We start from the raw sequence: 18,681 nt of genomic DNA on the forward strand, positions 1-18,681 counted from the left end.
TCGCGTCATGACCATGGAGGCAATTCCGGGGCGGCGTGCGGCCGTCGGCGCGCTGCTCGCCGTCGTCCTCGCCCTCACCGGCAGCGTCGCCCTCCCCACCGCGCCCGCCTCGGCCGCCGGGGGCACCACGTACGTGGACTGCTCGCGCACGGCAGCGGGCGACGGCAGCCAGGCCGCGCCGCTGAACAGCATCGCCCAGGCCAACGGGAGGACGTACACGGCCGGCGACACCCTCGCCTTCGCGTCCGGCACCACCTGCACCGGGTCCCTCGCGCCCAAGGGCAGCGGCACCGCGGGCGCTCCCATCACGCTCACGCGGTACGGCACCGGCGCCCTCCCCGTCATCGACGGCGGCGGCGCTCCGGACGCCGTCTCCCTGACCGACCAGGACCACTGGCGGATCAGCGACCTCCACATCACCAACCCGGCCGCCTCCCTCGCGCGCCGCACGGGGATCCGGATCTCCGCGACCGACGGCCGGGCGCACCGCGGCTTCGACATCGGCCACGTGCTCGTCGACCGCGTCGCCGGGCAGACGAACAAGAACAGTCCGACGACCGAGGACTACGTCCAGTCCGCCGGCATCGTCACGGGGGCGAGCGGCGGCGGCTCGACCCTCCACGACGTGCACGTCCACGACAACCGGATCACCGACACCGGCGGGGGCGGCCTCAAGATCCGGGTCGGCGCCATGGCGGTCAAGGGTTCGGGGGTCCTGATCGAGCACAACGTCGTCAAGGACGTCGGGGGCGACGGCATCATCGCCAGCTACGCCGACTCCCCGATGATCCAGTACAACACCGCCTCCGGCGTGGGGAACGGCGTCTACCCCTTCTCCGGCGGCAACTTCGCCGGGATCTGGGTGCTCGGCGACCACAACCCGACCATCCAGAAGAACGCCGTGTACGGCATCACCCGGATGTCCGTGGCCGACAGCCAGGCCTTCGACTGCGACTGGGGCAACACGGGCACCTGCCTGATCCAGTACAACTTCAGCCGCGACAACATCGGCGGCTTCTTCCTCGACTGCGACGGCTGCGGCACCATCGGCGGCGCCCGGCAGGTCGTCCGCTACAACGTCTCCGAGAACGACTGCCGGATGAGCAGCGTCAGCGCGGGCCGGTCGGCCCTGCACCTGTACAACAACGTCCTCTACTGCACGGACCGGAAATTCAGCATCACCCTGCCCGACGAGAGCGTCGTCGAGAACAACATCTGGGTCGGCACCGCCGATTCGCGCCTGCCGACCGCCGCGGGGATCTCCTGGCTCTGGAACGTCTTCCAGGGCGTGCCCCGGCCGACCGCCAACGGCATCGTGGGCGACCCGCGCTTCGTGAACCCGGGGACGGGCGGCGACTCGCTCGCGTCCGCCGACGGCTACCGGCTCCGCGCGACCTCGCCGGCGCTGGGCAACGGCTCCGTGATCAGCGGCAGCGGGGGCCTCGACTACTGGGGCAACCCGGTGTCCACGACCGCCAAGCCGCACCGGGGCGCCTACAACGGGCCCGGCCTGTAGCGGCCTCGTTCCCTCCTCGCGTTCGGACGAGGAGGGAGGGGAAAGGTGCCACGGCGCGCCGTCGCTCCCTTGAGGACCCGGTCGGGGGTGGGGCCGGGGGGAGGCGGCGGTGCGCCGTGGCACCGGTCTTCGGGCGGGGTGTCAGGACGCGATGCTGGGGTCCGGGTCGAGGGCCGGGGCCGCGTCGCCGAGCACGTCGACCGGGCTCGCCGGGCCGGGCTCGCCGGGGTGGACCGCGCAGGAGAGGGCGGTGGCCTGGCGGAGCGTCTCCGTGAGGTTCTGCCAGTCGAGGGCCGGCCGGGCTTCGGAGCGGCCGAGGACCAGGGAGGCGTTCCAGCGCATCCGGGGCACGCCGGGGAGCGGACGCAGCCCCCCGGCCTCCTGGTGGGAGGCTGCGAGAGCCATCGGGAGCATGGCGCAGCCGAGGCCGGACTGGGTGGCGGCCCGGACCCCGGCCATGGAGCCGAGTTCATGGATCTCGGGCGGGCTGTCGCAGCGCAGCCGGAGGAACTCGGGGAGCCAGCGCTGGGACGGACAGTCGGGGTCGGCGATGACGACCTGGCGGCCGAGGCCGGCGCGGCGGTGGCCGACGCTGGTGACGGGGATGAACTCGACCTCCTGGAGCCGTACTTCGGTCAGCTCGTCGGAGCGCTCGGCGTGCGCCGGGTCGGCGAGCTGGGCAGTCGGATCCTCCGCGTCGACGACGGTCAGGACCAGTGCGCCGTCGATGGCGCCGGCCCGGAAGGCGTCGTGGACCTCGGCGGTTCCCATGACGCGCAGGGCGAGCTGGACTCCGGAGAGGAGCCGCCGCCCGATGTGGGTGACCCGGGCGAGCTGCTGTCCGTACGCGAGGGCGGGGACGATGCCCACGGTCAGCCGCGGCGGATTGGCCGCGGGACGGCGCAGGGCCGTCTCCATCTCACCGACGAGGGTGAGGATCTGACGGGCGTATTCGCACAGGACGGTGCCGGCGCGGGTGAGCCGGACGCCGTTGGGGAGCCGCTCGAAGACGGGCTCGCCGACCTGCCGCTCCAGGGCACGCATCTGTGCCGTGACGCTGGACTGCGAGTACCCGAGGCGTCGTGCCGCCTGGGTGAAGGACCCGGTCAGGGTCACCTCGCGGAAGGTCCGAAGGGTTCTTGCGTCGATGTCCACGTGAAATTCCCCCCTGCCGCGCAGGCGGCAGTTCCTCGCACCAGGTGGTTGGTCGTCCACCCGCTTCGATCGCCCCAGTCGGTTGTCGCACAAGCCGCAGGGGTGCCGGACGCCCCTTCGCGCCCGGCACCCCTGCTCGGCCGCGAAGACTCTACTCGGCGAGCTGGGCCGGGACCAACGGAAAGTCCAAGTCCGGCTGCGCAACGTGATTGAAGAAGTTCGACAGCACGTTGAGCGCGACGTGGCCGACGATCTCCGCGATCTCGGCGTCGGTCACGCCGGCGGCGCGGGCGTCGACCAGCGCGGCGTCGGTGACGCGGCCGCCGGTGGCCATGACGGCCCCGGCGAAGCGGAGCACCTGGTCCATGTGCGGGTCGCCGGCGTCGGTGCCGTGGCGGGTGTCGAGCAGTTCCTGCTCGCTCAGCCCGACCTTGCCGCCGCGCAGGGTGTGCGCGGAGACGCAGTAGGTGCAGTCGTTGTGCTGGGCGATGAAGAGCGCGAGCTGCTCGCGCTGGCGGGCGCTGAAGCTGCCGCCGACGAGGGCCTCACGCATGGCGAGGTAACCGCGCAGGGCGGCGGGGCCGTTGGCCAGGGCGGCGTACAGGTTGGGCAGCTTGCCGAGCTGCTTGAGGGTGCCTTCGAGCAGCTCGCGCTGCTCCTCGTCGGCGGTCTCTACGGTCAGTTGGGGCAGGCGGGGCATGGAGCTCTCCTTGAGCCGGACCAAGACGGAACTGATCGGTACCATCGAGACGGTACCGATCGGTTCCGTCTGGCGCAACGGGAGGCGGCCACTCCCCTTCCCCTCGGGATCGTCAATACGGCACCGAGTGGTACCGTCTGGTATGGCCACCAACGCGAAAGAACGGCTCCTCGGCGCGGCGGAGCGTCTGTTCTACGAGGAGGGGATCCGGGCCGTCGGCATCGAGCGGATCCTGTCCGAGTCCGGAGTGGGCCGCGCCTCCTTCTACCGCCACTTCCCCAGCAAGGACGACGTCGTCGTCGAGGTCCTGCGGCGCCGTGACGGCATGTGGCGCGCCTGGCTGGACGGCCGGATCGCGGTGAGCGAGCGCACCCCCGAGGAGCTGCCGCTCGCCCTCTTCGACGGCCTCGCGGAACGCTTCGCCGCGGCTTCGTTCCGCGGCTGCGCCTTCATCAACACGATGGTCGAGACCGCCGATCCGGACAGTCCGGCGCACCACGTGGCGGCGGAGCACAAGGAGAAGGTCATCGCGGTCCTCGACCGGCTCCTCACCCAGGGCGGCTACCGCGAACACGAGTCCCTGGCACGCCAGTTGGCGCTCCTCGGCGACGGCGCCATCGTGACGGCCCTCCGCGAGGGGACGTCCGAGGCGGCGGTACGGGCCCGGGGCGTCGCGGAGATCCTGCTCCGGACGGCGGAGAGGGAGACGGAACCGGTCTAGTCGTGCCGATCGGGCCCGCGAGCAGGGCCCGATCGGCACGATCCGCAGGGAATCCGGGTCAGCGGGCCCGGGCCCCCGCCCGTCAGTGCGCGGCGGGTGCCCCCGGGCGCAGTTCGTTCCGGCGCACCTTGCCCGAGCGGGTCCGCGGAAGGCGGGCGACCACCTCGACGCCCCGGGGGACGAAGACCGGGGCGAGCCGCTCGGCGGCGAGCGCCAGCAGCTCCGCACCGATGCGCCCCCGCACATCCGTGATCAGCGCGCGCCGCTGCGGGCGCAGTTCGACGACCGCGTACGGCGCGAGGCCGCCCTCCAGGTCCGCGCACGGCACCACCGCCGCGTCGGCCACCTCCGGGTGGGTGCGGAGCACCGCCTCGATCTCCATGGGGGAGACCCGGTGGCCGTGGGACTTGAAGACCTCGTCCAGCCGTCCGAGCAGCCGGATCGAGCCGTCCGCGCACCGCTCGCCCCGGTCGCCCGTGCGGTACAGACCGTCGGCGAACGCCTCCGCCGTGCGTGCGGGCTGCCCCGCGTACCCCCGCATGAGACCCGGCGGACGGTCCGTCAGGTCCACGCACACCTCGCCGGCATCGCCCCGCTCCCCCGTGTCCGGGTCGCGCAGCACGATCCGGTAGCCGGGGAGCGGGTGCCCCAGCGGGGCGAGCGGCTCGTCGGCGCCGGGAGCGCGGCCGATGAGCGCGGTCGCCTCCGTCTGGCCGTAGCCGTCGCGGACCCGGACACCCCACGCCGCGGCGATCCGCTCCACCGTCTCCGCCGTCAGGGGCTCCCCCGCCGCCGTCGCCTCGCGGAGCCGGGGCGCCTCCGCACCCGCGTCCAGGTGCGGCAGCAGGGAACGCCACGCACTGGGCGGCGCGCAGAAGCTGGTGACTCCGTGCCCGGCGAGGACGCCGGGCAGCACGGCCGGCGGGAGCCCGCCGTCCGGAGGGGCGAGCACGGTCGCCTCCGCGGCCCAGGGCACGAAGAAGCTGGACCACGAGTGCTTCGCCCAGCCGGGCGCGGAGAGGTTGAGGTGCCGGTCGCCGGGGCGCAGCCCGCTCCAGTACAGGCTGGACAGGTGCCCGACGCCGTATCCGGCGTGGCTGTGCTCCACGAGTTTGGGCAGCGAGGTCGTCCCGGAGGTGAAGTAGCAGAAGGAGGGGTCGGCGGCCCGGGTCGGCCCGTCGGGGACGAAGCGGGGCCGGCCGGGGCCGCGGGTGTCCGGATACGGGACCCAGCCCGCCCGCTCGCCCGCTCCGACGGCCATCCGGAGGCCCGGCACCGGCAGCGGGTCGAGCAGGTCGACGAGCCCGGGCGCGGCGACGACGTGCCGCACGGAGCCCCGGTCGATCCGGTCCGCCGCCTCCGCCCGGGTGAGGTCCTGGTAGCCGGGGACGACGACCGCGCCGAGCTTGATGCAGCCGAGCAGGGTCTCCCACAGCTCGGCGCGGGTGCCGAGCAGGATCAGGACGCGGTCTCCCCGCGCGACGCCGTGCTCCCGCAGCGTCGTGGCCAACGCGCCGGAACGGGCCGCGAGTTCGGCGAAGGACAGTCGGTCGACGACGGGGACGCCGCCGTCCGGTCCGGGCTGCCCGAGGAGTTCGAGGGCGGGCCGGTCGTTCCCCTCGGCGAGGACGTCGAACCAGTCGAGGGCCCAGTTGAAGTGCGCGGCGCGCGGCCACCGGAAGGCGGCGCAGGCCGCCTCCCGGTCTCCGCGCAGGCGCAGCAGCAGGTCGCGGGCCGCCCGGTACTCCTCGTGGGCGGGCGTCCGGACGGCGCCGCTCACCCCGCGCCCCCGAGCAGCACGTGGCGGTGCGCCGTCCGGACCGTGCCCGCCGGTTCCGCGGCCGCCACGAGCGCCTCCGCGATCGCGTCCGCGTCCCGGGTGAAGGAGCCCCACGGGCCCGGCCGGCCGCTGCCGACCTGGGTGAACCACCGGGCGAACTCGCTGGGGATGCCCAGCACATGGGTGGTGGCGTCCACGGAGCCGTCCGCCCTGACCGGGTGGAACGGGGAGTCGGTGCAGTCGAGACCTCCCGTGGCGAACTCCTCCGCCCCGTCGACCGCGTTGGTGAAGGTGCGGATCTCCCCGTCGGCCAGGAGTCCCCGGATCAGCGGGTCGCGGTCGGCTGCCAGATCGGTGCCGGGCACCCGCGCGTCCACGACGACGTCCAGCGGCACCCAGGAGTTCTCCACCTGCGCCGACTCCACGGCGAACCGCCCCTCGACGGGATCGGCGCCGAACCGTGCTCCGGGGCCGACCGGTTCGAGGACCCCGGCCGCGAGCAGCGCGAGGAACTGCTCGGACCGCAGCGGGGGCGGCCCGGTGGAGACCATCGCGGCCACCGGACCGAACTCGGCGAGGAACCAGCGGTGCGAGGCCGGGGTCAGTCCGCCGAAGTCGACGACCGTCCGGATGGTCTGGCGGACGTCCCGCAGGACGTCGGCGGCCGCCTTCAGGGGCCCGTCGGCATTGCCCTGGCGTGCCTCGAAGAGATCGGCCCGCAGCCACTCGGTGAGCACCTTGTGGTACTCGGCGGGGGAGCCGAAGCGGCGGTTGCCGAACGGGCGGGCGAGGACGTCGAGCCCGGCGAGGGGACGGGTGTCGACCCGGTAGCCGGCAGCGAGCCGCTCCAGGACCCGCGGGTCGGGTCGGGCGTCCGGCCGGTCGGCCAGGACCTGGACGGCGCGCTCGGTGAACTCCTCGGCGGCGTGGGGGCCGTGGACCTGGCGGATCCGGGTGGCGAGGAGGACGAGGTTGACCTCGGCCAGCAGCCAGGGCAGCACCGAGGCCTCGAAGTCGAGCGGCGCCCCCTCCGCGCGGATCGACGCCATCCGCTCCGCGGTGAACAGTCGCGCCCGGTAACGGTGCTCGGGGCCCTTCTGGTTGGCGCCCCGGGTGAGCAGCGGCACTCCCCCGCGGGAGCCCGCGAGGATCCGGGGCTCCTTGCCGCTGGGCAGGTAGAGCAGGCCGTCGCAGCCCTCGGTGAACGTACCGCCGCGCCCCAGGGTGAGCTCGGTCAGGATGTCGTAGAAGGTGAGGCCCATGCCGAGGATGCCGACGCTCGCGCCCGCCGGGATGTCGGCGAGCGGCATCTCGCTCGCGGAGCCGCCCGCGACGTAGCGGACGGGGCGGGCGGGCGTGCTGTGCTCGCGGGCGAACCGGGTCCAGGCGCGCCCGCCCGCGTCGGGCTCGGTGACGGGATGGCCGGTGGCGAGGACGATCCTGTCGACGGTGAGGACGTCGCCGCGGTCGAGTCTCAGCCGGTGCCCGCCGTCTCCGCCTCGTGCGCGGTCCGCGCAGATCACCCGGGCGGGAACGCGGTGGACGGTGACGGACGGCGGCAGGGTCTCCTCGATCCGCCGCATGACGTGGGTGAGGTAGCGGCCGTAGACGGCGCGGGGCGCGTACCCCTCGGGTTCGGCCGCCGCCGGGTCGTCCTCGGCCCACCACTCGCCGAGGGTCGGTCCGGCACCCGGCCGGTGGGGTCCGTCGTCGGCCGGCCCGGAGAACATGGTGACCTCCTGAGCGGGGGTGTTCATCAGGAACCACGGCGACTGGTCCGTCCGCCAGATCCGCCCGGCCCCCGCCTCGTACGGATCCACGGCGAACACCTCGACCGGCCGCGCGGGCGGGGTCGCCGCGCAGCGGGCCGCCAGCCGCTCCAGTACGGAGAGGCCGCGCGGGCCCATGCCGACGAACGCGATCCGCAGCGGCGCCGCGGACGGCGCGGGGGCGTCCCGGGGCCGCGGTTCGGGCGGCGGGTCGGATGCGGCGGCCTGGTCGTGTTCGCGGGCGACCCGGCCGAGCATGCCGGAGAGCTGGCGCGAGGTCATGGGTACGGTCCTCCTGCTGGTGGTGAGCAGCGGCAGCGCGCCCAGGTCCGTCCAGTGCAGGCGCCCGTCCGGTGCGACGGTGGACCGGACGGCGCCCCGGTTGTCGGGGTGCAGGCAGAACGGGACGTCGAGCAGCCCGCGGTCGAAGGCCTTGAGGAGGGCGACGCCGAGGTCGTCGGAGAGCCCGAGGACGGCGGTCACCAGGGCGCGCGCCTCGACGAGCGTCTCCTCGGCGTCGGCCCCCGCGGCGGACCCGGGGCCCTGCCGGGTGCCGCGCCGGGGCGCGGAGCGGGCGGCGTCGGCGGCGATCCGCAGCGCGGTCAGGTTCTCCTCCACCGTCGGGATGCGGTGGGCCTCGGTCTCGGTCTTCACGATGAGCCGCTGGGCCCCGCCGCGTACGGCCAGTTCGGCGCTGCGTCGCAGCAGCAGCCGGGCGCCGGGCACGGTCCTCGGGTAGACCCCCATGTAGGTGTAGAGCACGATGTGGCGGTCGACGGAGGCGGGCAGGAACTCGTCGGCGAGCAGCCGCAGCGCGGTGAGCGCGCCGGTGTCCTGGGCGGGATGGGTCTGCTGGGCGTAGCTGAGGGAGACGCTGGTGGCGCCGTTGGCCGCGAAGAACAGGCATTCCAGCAGCGAGACGGCGACGAGCAGCGACGGCGGGCAGAGCTGGCCGAGGAGGCAGCCGCCGAAGGATTCGAGATGGGCCCGGCGGCCGTGCGCGCGGCTCTCCTCCGTGAGGAACTGGACGGAGTCGCGCCAGGCGGCGACGGATTCGGCGAGCGGGGTGCGCCCGTAGGGCAGGCAGTACGAGACGGGGCCGCCCTCGGAGGCGGAGAGCCCGGCGGCGGCCATGGTGCGGAAGATGGCCAGCGGGTCGGCGGAGCCGTGCCGGACCTGGACGGGGGTGCCGCGTCCGGCCGCGGCGGCGACCCGGGCGGTGGTCTTCGGTCCGTGGCTGACCAGCGGAAACCCGTTGAGGGGCCGCCCGTCGCGCAGGGCGGCGGTGGCGGCGGCGTGGTCGCCGACGCGGGTGTAGCTGTCGATGGTGAGGGTGGCGACGGTCCTTTCGGTCAGGGCGGCGACGGCAGCGACTCCGCCGGCCATCACCTCGGGAGCGACCATCCCCATGCGGGGCTGGACGACCAGTTCACCGGCCGCGGCCGACTCCTGGACGAAGGCGCCGAGGTCGCCGGGGGCAGGCGGGGGCGGGGCGGAGGTCGTCAAGCCGCGGCCCGCCCGGTACACGCACCGCCGAGATCGGCCAGCCGGCGCAGCAGCGCGGTGGGCGGGGTGCCGTCCGCGTACACCTCGTCGTACCCGGCGTCGAGGAGTTCGGCGGTGCGGGTGGCGGCGCCCTCCGGGGAGATGCCGAGCAGCCCGCCGATGACCATGGGGAGGGCGCGGGTCTTGCGGTCGGCGCGCAGGGCGCGGGCGGCGCGCAGTCCGTCCTGGTGGCCGTGGCCGTTGACGGAGGAGAGCACGACGAGGTCCGGGCTGGTCATCCGGGCGGTGTCGACGAGCAGTTGCTCGGGGACGCAGGGCCCGAGGTTGAGCACGGAGTGCCCGTGCTCCTCCAGGAAGAGCTGGAGGTGGACCAGGTTCCAGGTGTGGGCGTCGGAGGAACCGGTGGTGAGCAGGACCCGACGGGAGGGCTCGGGACTGCTGCGCAGGGGCTGGGGCCGTGCGGACGGGGTCATGGCGTCTCTCCGGTAGGGGTGCGGGCGGGCTGGTGTGCGGGGTGGTGCGGGCGGCACGGCCTCCGTGCCGGCGGCGCGGGCTCCGTGCGGGACGCGCGGGCGGTGCGGCGCGCCACCGGCCCGGCCGGTAGCGGCGGTTCGGGCCGGCGGCCTCGGCACGGCACGGCCCGGCGAGCCGGGACTGCGGTGCGGTGCGATGCGATGCCGTGCGGTGCGCGGGGCGGCTCGGTGCGGTGCGGTGTGGTGCGCGGCTCGGGGAGCCGCCGGAGCGGGGCGCGGCGGGCCGCGGACACGACTCCGTCCCGTACCGGCGCGAGCGGGACGCCGTGCGGGGCGGGCGGTGTGTCCGTACGGACCCGGGCGGTGCGGTGTACGGGCGTGGTGCGGCCTCGCCCGGGGCGGTGCGGCGGGCCCCGGCGGGCGGGGACCGCCGCGCGCGGGGTGCGGGGTACGGCCGGCGCGAGGCCGCGGGCCGCCGGGCCGGGGGCCCGGCGGTCCGTGACCGCGCGGGGGCGGGCGCTCGCGCGGGGCGCCTCAGGCGCCGGGCTGTGCGGCGCCGACGCCCGTGGTGATCTCGCCGTCCGCGGGTGTGCGGGCGGCCGCCGGGCGGGCGCGGACGGCGAGGACGGTGCAGCCCTCGGCGCTGGACATCTGGTGGCGGGTGCCCGGCTCCTCGACGACGAGGTCGCCGCGGTGGAAGCGGCGCCCGTCGCTGTGGTCCAGGGTGCCGTCGAGGACGAGCATCAGCTCGTGCCCCAGGTGCTCGTGGAAGTCGCCGTGCGCGCCCGGCGGGAAGCGCAGCAGCAGCGAGGCGGAGTCCTCCTCCTCGGCCGCGTCCGGACCCCAGAGGACCACGAACTCGACTCCCACGCGGCCGGGTTCGGTCCACGGCACCCAGGGCAGGTCGGTCTGGTCGAACCCGTTGCGGAGCACGTTGCGGAAGACGGTCACGTCAGGCATGGGCGCGGACCTCCGAGGCGGCGTCGCGCTGGGCGACGATGGACGGGATGCCGTCGGGGCCCCACGGCTGGGGCCCGTTGACGATGGGGGCGCCGATGAGCGAGCCGAACTCACGCCAGGCACCGTCGTAGTTGCGGATGTCGGGGAGGCCGAGGAGTTCACTCAGTACGAACCAGCTGTGTGCGGAGCGCCAGCCGACCCGGCAGTAGACGACGGTCGGCACGTCGGTGCGGACGCCGGCGTACGCCGCGGCCAGCTCGGCGTCGTCGCGAAAGGTGCCGTCGGCGCGGACGGCGCTGTGCCACGGGATGTGCTCGGCGGACAGGGCGTGGCCGCAGCGGACGCCGAGGTCCTCGGGCACCCCGGGCGGGGTGTTGCTGTGCCCGAGGTACTCCTCCGGGGAGCGGACGTCGAGGAGCTGGTGGCGTCCGATGTGGTCGAGCATGTCCTCGCGGCGGGCGCGGATCGTCTCGTCGGCGACCGGCACGGGGTGGCGGACGGGCGCGCGGTCCGGCGCGGCCAGGGTGAGGGGGGCGCCGAGCGCCTCCCAGCGGAGCCGTCCGCCGTCGAGGATCCGCAGTTCCCGGTGGCCGTACAGGCGGAACTGCCAGTACCCGGCGGCGGCCCACCAGTTGTTGTTGCCGCTCAGGAAGACGACCGTGTGGTCGCGGGAGATGCCGTGCCGGCCGAGGAGCGCGGCGAAGGCCTCGGGGCCGATGACGTCGCGGCGCACCGGGTCCTGGAGGTCGCCGGTCCAGTCCAGGCGGACCGAGCCGGGGATCCGGCCGAGGGTGCTGCCGCCGTCGGTGATCTCGACGAGGACCGTGTTCTCGTCCCCGGTCGCGGGGTCGCGCAGCTGTTCCATGATCTGCTCGCAGCTGACGAGCAGTCTGTCTCGGTTCACGGGAGCTCCGTTGAGAGTGAGTACGCGGACGTGCGGTCGGGGTGAGGGGGGTGGTGCCGGGCGGGTCCGGTCACCACCAGTACGCGGGGTACTTGCCGATCACGCCGAGGCGGGAGGCGATCAGGCCCACGAGGACGAGCAGGGCGCTGCCGACGGCGAGCAGGACGAGGAAGCGCAGCGGCGCGGGGTCCTGGAGGACGGCGAGCACGGCGGTGGCGGCGGCGGGCGCGTGGACGGCCCGCAGCAGCAGCATGAGGCCGACGCTCAGGCCGGCGGCGACCGCCGCGACCCAGAGGGAACGGCCGAAGAGGGCGACGGCGGCGAGGCCGAGGACGCCGGAGCCGACCTGGCCGAGCATGACGCCGCGGGGCTGGGCCGGCGGCAGCACGGGGGTGCTGCAGATGATCATGGCGGTGGCGGCCAGGGGCGCGATCATCAGGAGCTGGCCGGTGGCCTCGCCCAGGGCGACCAGGATCACCAGGGACACGACGGTGGCGAGGGTGCCGAGGGCGGCGGGCCGGCCGCCCGGGAAGGGCGGCGCCCCGCCCGCCCAGCGGCTGCGGGCCGGCGGGGTCGCCGCGTCCGTGGGGGTCCGGGTCTGGTTGCTCACGGTGGTCTCTCCTTGGCGGGGCGGGCGGGGGCGGGGTGGGGCGTCACGGCGGGGCGGTCGGGTGGGGCCGGGCGGGGCGACCGATGCGCGGGGGCGTCACGGGCGGACCGCTGGACGGCGCCGCGGGCGGCGCGTCCCGCGGGGGTGCCGGTTCCACCCCGCGGGACGGGCCCGTCGGGTCAGCGGTGGGTGCCGCCGAAGTACCGCATGGCCTGCCGGTGGACGACCTTGCCGATGCGGTGGCCCATCTCGATGCCGGGCTCGTTGTCGAAGCTCCAGTGCATGCCGCCGTAGACCCGGGAGATGCCGGCCTGCCGGGCGGCCTCGCTGAAGGTGGGCCAGTGCAGGACGACGTCGGTGCGCGGGGTGAGGCCCGGCTCGACGGTGGAGGCGCCCGCCTTGAAGCGGAACGAGTCGCCGAAGGAGTCCGAGCCGGTGAAGCGGCGGAGGAACTCGGCGGCGGCGCCGGAGAAGGTGCTGTGCCCGGAGACGGTGGCCGGGAACGGCGGGACGGCCACGTACGCCTGCCAGTCGAGGCCGTCCATGGTCACGGTGCCCCGGCCGGGTCCTCCCCAGGCGGGGATCTGCCGGCCGCGCCGGTCGAACGGGATGAGGGTGGAGGGGCGGGCGAAGTCGTACTGGGCCTTGACGGCCCAGGAGCCGATGGCCGCGTCGCACTCGGCCATGTTGAGGCCGAAGAATATCTGGGCGTCCTCGTCGACGCCGTGGCCGTCGCGCGCGGAGACGTACCGTCCCCACATCTGCTGGGCACCGGGCGGGGTCACGTCGTCGTTGAGCCAGAACTCGGCGATGGCCTTCCGCTCGTCCGTCAGGTTGGCGCTGATGTCGAGGAGTTCCTCGATGGCGGCCGTCATCCGGACCGAGGGGTACGCGGGCGGGGCCGGCACCGTGAACTGGTCGGGGCGGCTGAGGGCGAAGGGCTTCATCACGGCGAACTGGGGGGTGAGGTAGCGCTGGATCTTGCCCCCGACGATCAGCGGGGTCCAGTGCGCCGGGTCGGTGACCGTGGCGGGGTCGAAGGCACCCGCGGTCTGGGGGGTGTTGCGCGGCTGGTAGCCGGTGGTGTCGGCGTACGCGGGTGTCCCGAGCTGGTTGGCTCCGTCGCCGTGGCGGAAGTCGAGGACCGCCCGCGCGGTACGGCGGCCGATCCAGGCGGGGCTGTTGCGGCGGGGGTCGGTGAGCTCGGGGTCGTGGCCGAGGCTGCGGAGCATGTTGTCGATGGCGACCTTGTACTCGGGGTACAGGTCGAGCAGGGCGAGGTGGGCCGCGTAGCTGATGGCCTCGTTCTTGTTGTCGAGGGTGCGCTCGGAGCGGGGCCGGCGCAGGGAGCCGCCGAAGCGGGTGCCGACGGCACAGTGGTCGTAGCAGGCCCAGGCGTCGTAGATGGCGTTGTGGATGATCGCGAGGGCGCGGGCGTTCACGGTGGCGGGGCCGAAGCGGTTGCCCGCGGCCTGGTAGCGGCCGAGGATCGCGTCCATCGCGGCCTGGTTCCAACGGATGACGACGCTGGGGTCGGGCACGGCGCCGGGCCGGCGGCGGCCGGTGCGCGTCTCCGCCTCGAAGCTGGTGGGCACGGCCCAGGCCGCGCTGCCGGGCAGGGCGAGCGCTCCGGCCGCGGCGGCCGACGTGGTGAGCACCCGGCGCCGGGTGAGGGCGGTGCGGGCCGCGGGGGGCGTGGTGGAGGCGGGAGCGGCGGGTCGGTGGGACATCCGTGGATTCCTTCGCATGCTGCCGGGAGCGGATGGACGCGGTCCGGGTCCGTGAATCACACACAAACTCGAACAGTGCTCAGGCTGGCGAGATTTGATCGCGTGCGGCAACGCCCTATCGACTTCTTCCATCGCGGTCATGCAAGGAACCGATGGGCGTCGCGGGGGTGCTCGGGACGTGGTTAGCGTGGCTCACGGCGTCCGACCTCCTGCCGGGATTTCGGCGTGATCCGAACGGTCCGCCGCCCCGGCTCGCCTCGGCCCCCGGCCTCGATCCGCCCGCACGGCCCCGCCCGGCCCCCGCGTCGACTCGTGATGGAGATGCCCGCGCATGACCGTTTCCCCCCAGGTGATCCCTGCTTCCACCGCTCCCGCTCCGGGGACCGCGACCCCGGCGTACGACTCCTCCGCCGCCTCCCTCGGCCGCTTCGACCGGCTCGCCCCGCGGCTGCACCGGTACGGCCTGGGCATGCTCAGGGCCGGCCTCGGCGGCGTGTTCGTGTGGTTCGGGGTGCTCAAGGTCGTCGGGCTCAGCCCGGCGGCCGCGCTCGTCGTCGACGTCCTGCCGTTCCCCGCGGGCGGCTGGTTCGTGCCCTCACTCGGCTGGGCCGAGGTGGCGCTCGGCCTCTGGCTGGTCTCGGGCCGCGCCCGCGCGCTGGCCCTGCCGGTGCTCACCGGCCACCTCTGCGGGACCTTCGCGGTGCTCGTCCTCACCCCGTCGGTGGCCTTCTCGCACTCCAACCCGCTGCTGCTCACCCTGGTCGGCGAGTTCGTCGTCAAGAACGTGGTGCTGCTCGCCGGCGTGGTGGTGGTGACGACCGCGACGACGCAGGCGACGGCCACGCATGCGACCGCGGCGGAGGAGTCCCAGACTCACGCCTGACCCGCGCGCCGGGTGCGGCGCTGCCGCGACCCGCGACCCGTGACCCGCAACCCGCAACCCGCAACCCGCAACCCGAGACAAACCTGTGTCTCGGTTTGTTGCGGACGCTCCCTCCCGACCGCCGGAACACCGCCACCTCCCCCGCCTCCGCTCCCCCGCCTTCGCCCCCGTCCGGCGCCCGCATCCGCCGGGCGGCGGGCGTCGTCGCCGATCCCACCGAACTGCTCAAGGCCGCACGAAAACCTCGTACAATACCAAGCAGTCGGTTTGGAGTCGTCGAGCGGTACGGAGCGACGAGGCGCCCGTTCCGGTGCGACGCACGGTGTTACTGGAGCCACGGGTGACCAAACAAGAGCGGGCCGCACGGACCCGAGAGGCGCTGATCAGGTCGGCGGCCAGGGAGTTCGACGAGCACGGCTACGCCTTGGCCAGACTGTCGGCGATCAGCACGGGTGCGGGGGTGAGCCCCGGCGCGCTCCACTTCCACTTCGAGAACAAGCCCGCGGTGGCCGCCGCCGTCGAGCAGGAGGCGTCCAACGCCCTGCGCAGGGCGGCCCGCCTCGTGCACCGCCAGGGGGCGAACGCCCTCCAGAACCTCGCGGACACCACGCACGCCCTCGCCCGGCTGCTCCGCGAGGACATCGTGGTCCGCGCCGGCTACCGGCTCAGCTGCTCCCGGGGCTGCCGCACGGATCTGAACCTGCGTCAGGAGTGGCAGAGCTGCGTCCAGCAGCGCCTCGCGGAGGCGGCCGACGAGGGGCTGCTCGCCGGCGGCCACGGCGGCCAGCAGAACCTCGTCCGCACGGTGGTGGCCGCCACCGTCGGCCTGGAGGCCCTCTGCCGGGACAACCCCGAGTGGCTCGCGCCCGGCACCGTCACCGGGATGTGGCGGGCGCTGCTGCCGGCGCTGGCCGCGCCCGCGGTGCTCGCGGACCTGGAACCGGCGGGCAACGCGTCCGTGCCCGCCGCCCGCGCCCCGGTGGCCTGACGGGCCGTCGGCCGGACGCGGCGGCGGTCAGGACCCGGCGAGCAGCCCCCGGTACCAGGGCAGGTGGCCGGCGAGACCGGCGGCGAAGCCCGGTCCCGGATCGCGGCCGAGGTCCCGCCACGGCCGGTCGTCGGCGAACCAGTGGTCGACGGCGAGCATGTCCAGGTGGTGCTGGGCGAACGGGACGCCGGTGAGCAGGGCGCGGGCCGTGCCGAGGTCCACGGCGGGCCCGCGGGTCCGCCCCGTCCGGTGGGTGAGCAGGTCCTCGGCGGCGGCGAGCAGTTCGCCGACCGGGACCGGCTCGGGGTGCTGCACGTAGTACGGGCCGGGCTCGGTCGCGGCGGAGAGCGCCGCGCCGAGCAGGACGCCCGCCAGGGTGTCCACGTCGATCAGGGAGTGCAGCGAGGAGCCCCCGTCGAGCGGTGCGGGCAGCGCCGCGAGCAGCCGGACCAGGCCCGGCATCAGGAGACGGTCGCCGGCGCCGTACACGAGGTGCGGCCGCAGCACGGTCCCGCCCGCGTCCAGGACGTACCGCTCGCCGGCGGCGCGGGTGCGGCTGGTCGCCGAGACCGGGGCGAGCGGCAGGGTGCCGGGGGCGGCCGCCCGGAAGGGGCCGCGGCCGTGGACGGACGCGGTGCTCAGGGAGACGACGCGGGTCACCCCGGCGGCCGTGGCCGCCTCGACCAGGGCCCGGGTCCCCGCGTCGTTGACCGCGCGGGCCTCCTCCGGATCCCCGCCGATCATCGAGGCGCAGTGGACCACCACGTCGATCCCCGCACAGGCCCGGCGCAGGGACGCGGGGTCCCGGAGGTCGCCCAGGACGGTCTCGGTCCGCGGCCGCGCCGACTCCCCCGGGCCGGTGGGCGGGCGGCGGACGAGCAGACGGACGCCCGCGGGCTCCCGGGCCGACGCCGCCGCGGCGGCCACCCGGCCGCCGATGAAGCCGGTCGCGCCGGTGATCAGGAGGTGAGGTGCCATCGTTCCGATCCGGTTCAGCCCGCCAGCCGGCTGCCGAGACCGGCGCCGGCCACCGCCAGTTCGCGCGACGGGGAGGTGAGTGTGCAGCGGAAGACCGAGTGGTCCTCCTGCCGGCCCTCGACCCGGACGGTGGTCGCCGACGGGTCGGCGCCGGGCACGACCTCCGTCTCGATCCAGCAGGGGCTGTCGAGTTCGGCGTAGCGGGAGAAGGAGACGTCCATCACGGCGGGCAGGAACGTCTCGCTGCCGATCGTCGCCGTCGCGGCCTGCCGGGCCGCTTCGAGGAGCACCATGCCGGGCACGTGGTCGTTGGGTCTCCGGAAGAGGGTGCCGTGGTCGGTGTTGATCCGCAGCTGCCACTGGTCGGCGCGGTTGCCCGGCCCGAGGACGACGTCCCGGCTGTGCTCGCGGCCCACCAGGTGGGGCGCCACGGCGGGGATCAGCGGGACCGGGCGGCCGAGCGCGGCCATCCGCTCGCCCCGGATCCTGCGGTACGCGAGGGCGGAGGTGCAGCGCGCCTGGGCCGTGCCGGTGCCGAGGAACCGTCCGTCGCGGGTGAGCACGAGGGTAGTCCGCAGGTCGCGGAGGCGGCCGCCCCGGCTGCTGAGGTCGGAGCAGACGACGTCCACGGTCACGTCGGAGGAGAGGCCGTCGACGGTCAGCGCCTCGGGATCGGCGCGGTAGGAGAGGCCCCACATGACGAACTGGTCGTCCACGGGTACCCCGAACTCCGCGTGAGCGATCAGCATGGTGGTCTGGCGTATCGTCTCGGCCACCAACACGGGGTCGTGACGGTCCCCTGCCACCGGAGAGAAGAAAGGGTGTGAGGCAGGCCAGCGGGCGGAGACGGAGAACCGATTCTCCCGCAATTGAGTCCACCCTGTGGGGATGATGTCCGCGGGATCCGCCCGGTGAACGAACTCCCCGGGGACGTGTGCAGCCGTTCCTCGTCCGTTCCGATCCATGGATCCCCCTTGCAACCCCGCGCCCCTGGGCGGTGTGTCCGCCCGAATTAGAATACGTACAGCGCGGTTTTCTTTTCAATGCTTCACGTCACACGTTGAGCACAGACAGCGAGACAGCAGGAGGCGCCTTGGCGCAGCAAGCGCGTGCAATCCGAACCCGACGGGTGATCCTCGAGTCGGCCGCCACCGTCTTCGCGGAGCGCGGCTACGAGCGGACGACGATCGGCGAGATCCTGGTGCGCGCCGGGGTGACCAAGGGGGCTCTGTATTTCCACTTTGCTTCCAAGGAAGATCTCGCCGTCGGCGTTCTCGACGCCCAGATGCTCGACGTGCCCCTGACGCCCCAGGAGGTCAAGCTCCAGGAACTCGCGGACCAGGCCTTCCTGCTGACGCATCGCCTGCAGCGCGACGCCTTGGTGCGGGCGAGTGTCGCCCTGGCCCTGGACAGCGGTGCCACCGGGGTCGACCGCGCCGCTCCCTTCCGGGCGTGGATCGACCAGGTGTCGGAGATCCTGATGGTCGCGAAGGCGCGGGGGGAGCTGCTCGTCCACGTGGACGTGACGGACACCGCCGAGCTGTTCTCGGGCGCTTTCTCGGGCATCCAGGCGATGTCGCAGATCCTGTGCGATCGCAACGACCTGGCCCATCGGGTCTCGGTCCTGCTCCAGCACTTCCTGCCGAGCATCTGCACCCCGGCCCTGCTGCCGCGTCTCGACATGACCGAGGGCCGTGCCGTGCAGCTCGGCGCCGAGTACGACGCCAGCCGGCTCCGGCGGGACGAAGTCCATCTCGCCGACACTCCCGGTTAACAAAACCGACCAGCCGGTCCCCGAGCGCCCCGACGCATATCCGCGTCGGGGCGCTCTGGCGTCATGGCACTGAGTGTGTTTTGCTGAGGGTACTCAGTGCCACAAGCGTTTAGGGGAGCTCCACATCATGGGCAAGGACTTCGACCTGTATCGGCCCTCCGAGGAGCACGACATGCTCCGGGAGTCGGTGCGTGCGCTCGCGGAGGCGAAGATCGTGCCGTTCGCCGCCGCGGT

17 protein-coding genes are annotated in these 18,681 nt (G+C 74.3%); 6 read left to right on the forward strand and 11 right to left on the reverse strand.

All coding sequences use genetic code 11. The features are described from left to right. The first annotated feature begins 7 nt into the window (after positions 1-7). Positions 8-1,516: a right-handed parallel beta-helix repeat-containing protein gene (locus ACF09E_RS11755; protein ID WP_392204981.1), complete on the forward strand. Its 1,509-nt coding sequence runs from the start codon at positions 8-10 to the stop codon at positions 1,514-1,516. Positions 1,517-1,657: 141 nt separating this feature from the next. Here the strand turns inward: ACF09E_RS11755 and ACF09E_RS11760 are convergent, their stop codons facing one another. After that, positions 1,658-2,671 carry a LysR family transcriptional regulator gene (locus ACF09E_RS11760; RefSeq protein WP_392204982.1) on the reverse strand — a complete coding sequence of 338 codons (1,014 nt, stop codon included), beginning with the start codon at positions 2,669-2,671 and terminating at the stop codon, positions 1,658-1,660. 151 nt (positions 2,672-2,822) lie between these two features. Next, entirely contained in the window at positions 2,823-3,371 is a 549-nt protein-coding gene (locus tag ACF09E_RS11765; protein WP_388806990.1) for a carboxymuconolactone decarboxylase family protein, read from the reverse strand. Positions 3,372-3,513: 142 nt separating this feature from the next. On the opposite strand from ACF09E_RS11765, the gene ACF09E_RS11770 reads away from it, so the two are divergent. Beyond that, complete coding sequence (locus tag ACF09E_RS11770; RefSeq protein ID WP_392204983.1) at positions 3,514-4,092, forward strand: TetR/AcrR family transcriptional regulator; 579 nt, start codon at positions 3,514-3,516, stop codon at positions 4,090-4,092. Positions 4,093-4,174: 82 nt separating this feature from the next. Here ACF09E_RS11770 and ACF09E_RS11775 read toward each other — a convergent pair whose 3' ends face one another. From ACF09E_RS11775 to ACF09E_RS11805, 7 genes are all read right to left on the reverse strand, one after another. Further along, complete coding sequence (locus ACF09E_RS11775; protein ID WP_392204984.1) at positions 4,175-5,872, reverse strand: acyl-CoA synthetase; 1,698 nt, start codon at positions 5,870-5,872, stop codon at positions 4,175-4,177. Continuing rightward, positions 5,869-9,147 (reverse strand): FAD/NAD(P)-binding protein, encoded by a 3,279-nt coding sequence (locus tag ACF09E_RS11780; RefSeq protein ID WP_392204985.1) that lies wholly within the window; start codon positions 9,145-9,147, stop codon positions 5,869-5,871. The genes ACF09E_RS11775 and ACF09E_RS11780 overlap by 4 nt, the downstream gene beginning before the upstream one ends. Continuing rightward, a complete protein-coding gene (locus ACF09E_RS11785; RefSeq protein WP_329284350.1) occupies positions 9,144-9,620 on the reverse strand; it encodes a cobalamin-dependent protein in 477 nt (158 codons plus the stop codon). Before ACF09E_RS11785 ends, ACF09E_RS11780 begins: the two co-directional genes overlap by 4 nt. Before the next feature lie 534 nt (positions 9,621-10,154). Further along, positions 10,155-10,580: a cupin domain-containing protein gene (locus ACF09E_RS11790; RefSeq protein ID WP_361863534.1), complete on the reverse strand. Its 426-nt coding sequence runs from the start codon at positions 10,578-10,580 to the stop codon at positions 10,155-10,157. Then, a complete protein-coding gene (locus ACF09E_RS11795) occupies positions 10,573-11,484 on the reverse strand; it encodes a sulfurtransferase (protein WP_392204986.1) in 912 nt (303 codons plus the stop codon). The genes ACF09E_RS11790 and ACF09E_RS11795 overlap by 8 nt, the downstream gene beginning before the upstream one ends. 70 nt (positions 11,485-11,554) lie before the next feature. Beyond that, the gene (locus ACF09E_RS11800; protein WP_392204987.1) at positions 11,555-12,094 is read right to left on the reverse strand and encodes an HPP family protein; all 540 of its coding nucleotides are present in this window, start codon (positions 12,092-12,094) and stop codon (positions 11,555-11,557) included. A gap of 179 nt (positions 12,095-12,273) precedes the next feature. After that, the gene (locus ACF09E_RS11805; RefSeq protein ID WP_392204988.1) at positions 12,274-13,824 is read right to left on the reverse strand and encodes a vanadium-dependent haloperoxidase; all 1,551 of its coding nucleotides are present in this window, start codon (positions 13,822-13,824) and stop codon (positions 12,274-12,276) included. 331 nt (positions 13,825-14,155) lie between these two features. On the opposite strand from ACF09E_RS11805, the gene ACF09E_RS11810 reads away from it, so the two are divergent. Further along, positions 14,156-14,707, forward strand: a complete 552-nt coding sequence (locus ACF09E_RS11810) for a hypothetical protein (RefSeq protein WP_392204989.1) — start codon at positions 14,156-14,158, stop codon at positions 14,705-14,707. Between the two features lie 340 nt (positions 14,708-15,047). Next, entirely contained in the window at positions 15,048-15,695 is a 648-nt protein-coding gene (locus ACF09E_RS11815; RefSeq protein ID WP_392204990.1) for a ScbR family autoregulator-binding transcription factor, read from the forward strand. 27 nt (positions 15,696-15,722) lie between these two features. Here the strand turns inward: ACF09E_RS11815 and ACF09E_RS11820 are convergent, their stop codons facing one another. Together ACF09E_RS11820 and ACF09E_RS11825 are read right to left on the reverse strand one after the other, a co-directional pair. Then, positions 15,723-16,673, reverse strand: coding sequence for an NAD-dependent epimerase/dehydratase family protein (locus ACF09E_RS11820; RefSeq protein WP_392204991.1), 951 nt, complete (start codon positions 16,671-16,673; stop codon positions 15,723-15,725). 14 nt (positions 16,674-16,687) lie between these two features. After that, positions 16,688-17,638, reverse strand: a complete 951-nt coding sequence (locus ACF09E_RS11825; protein WP_392204992.1) for a ScbA/BarX family gamma-butyrolactone biosynthesis protein — start codon at positions 17,636-17,638, stop codon at positions 16,688-16,690. Positions 17,639-17,766: 128 nt separating this feature from the next. On the opposite strand from ACF09E_RS11825, the gene ACF09E_RS11830 reads away from it, so the two are divergent. Together ACF09E_RS11830 and ACF09E_RS11835 are read left to right on the forward strand one after the other, a co-directional pair. After that, a complete protein-coding gene (locus tag ACF09E_RS11830; RefSeq protein WP_361861337.1) occupies positions 17,767-18,447 on the forward strand; it encodes a ScbR family autoregulator-binding transcription factor in 681 nt (226 codons plus the stop codon). Between the two features lie 127 nt (positions 18,448-18,574). Continuing rightward, positions 18,575-18,681 (forward strand): acyl-CoA dehydrogenase family protein (locus ACF09E_RS11835; RefSeq protein WP_146250805.1); only part of this gene is annotated, 107 nt, incomplete at its 3' end.

It is taken from the genome of Streptomyces sp. NPDC014891, from assembly GCF_043081085.1.
Taxonomy (GTDB): Bacteria; Actinomycetota; Actinomycetes; order Streptomycetales; family Streptomycetaceae; genus Streptomyces.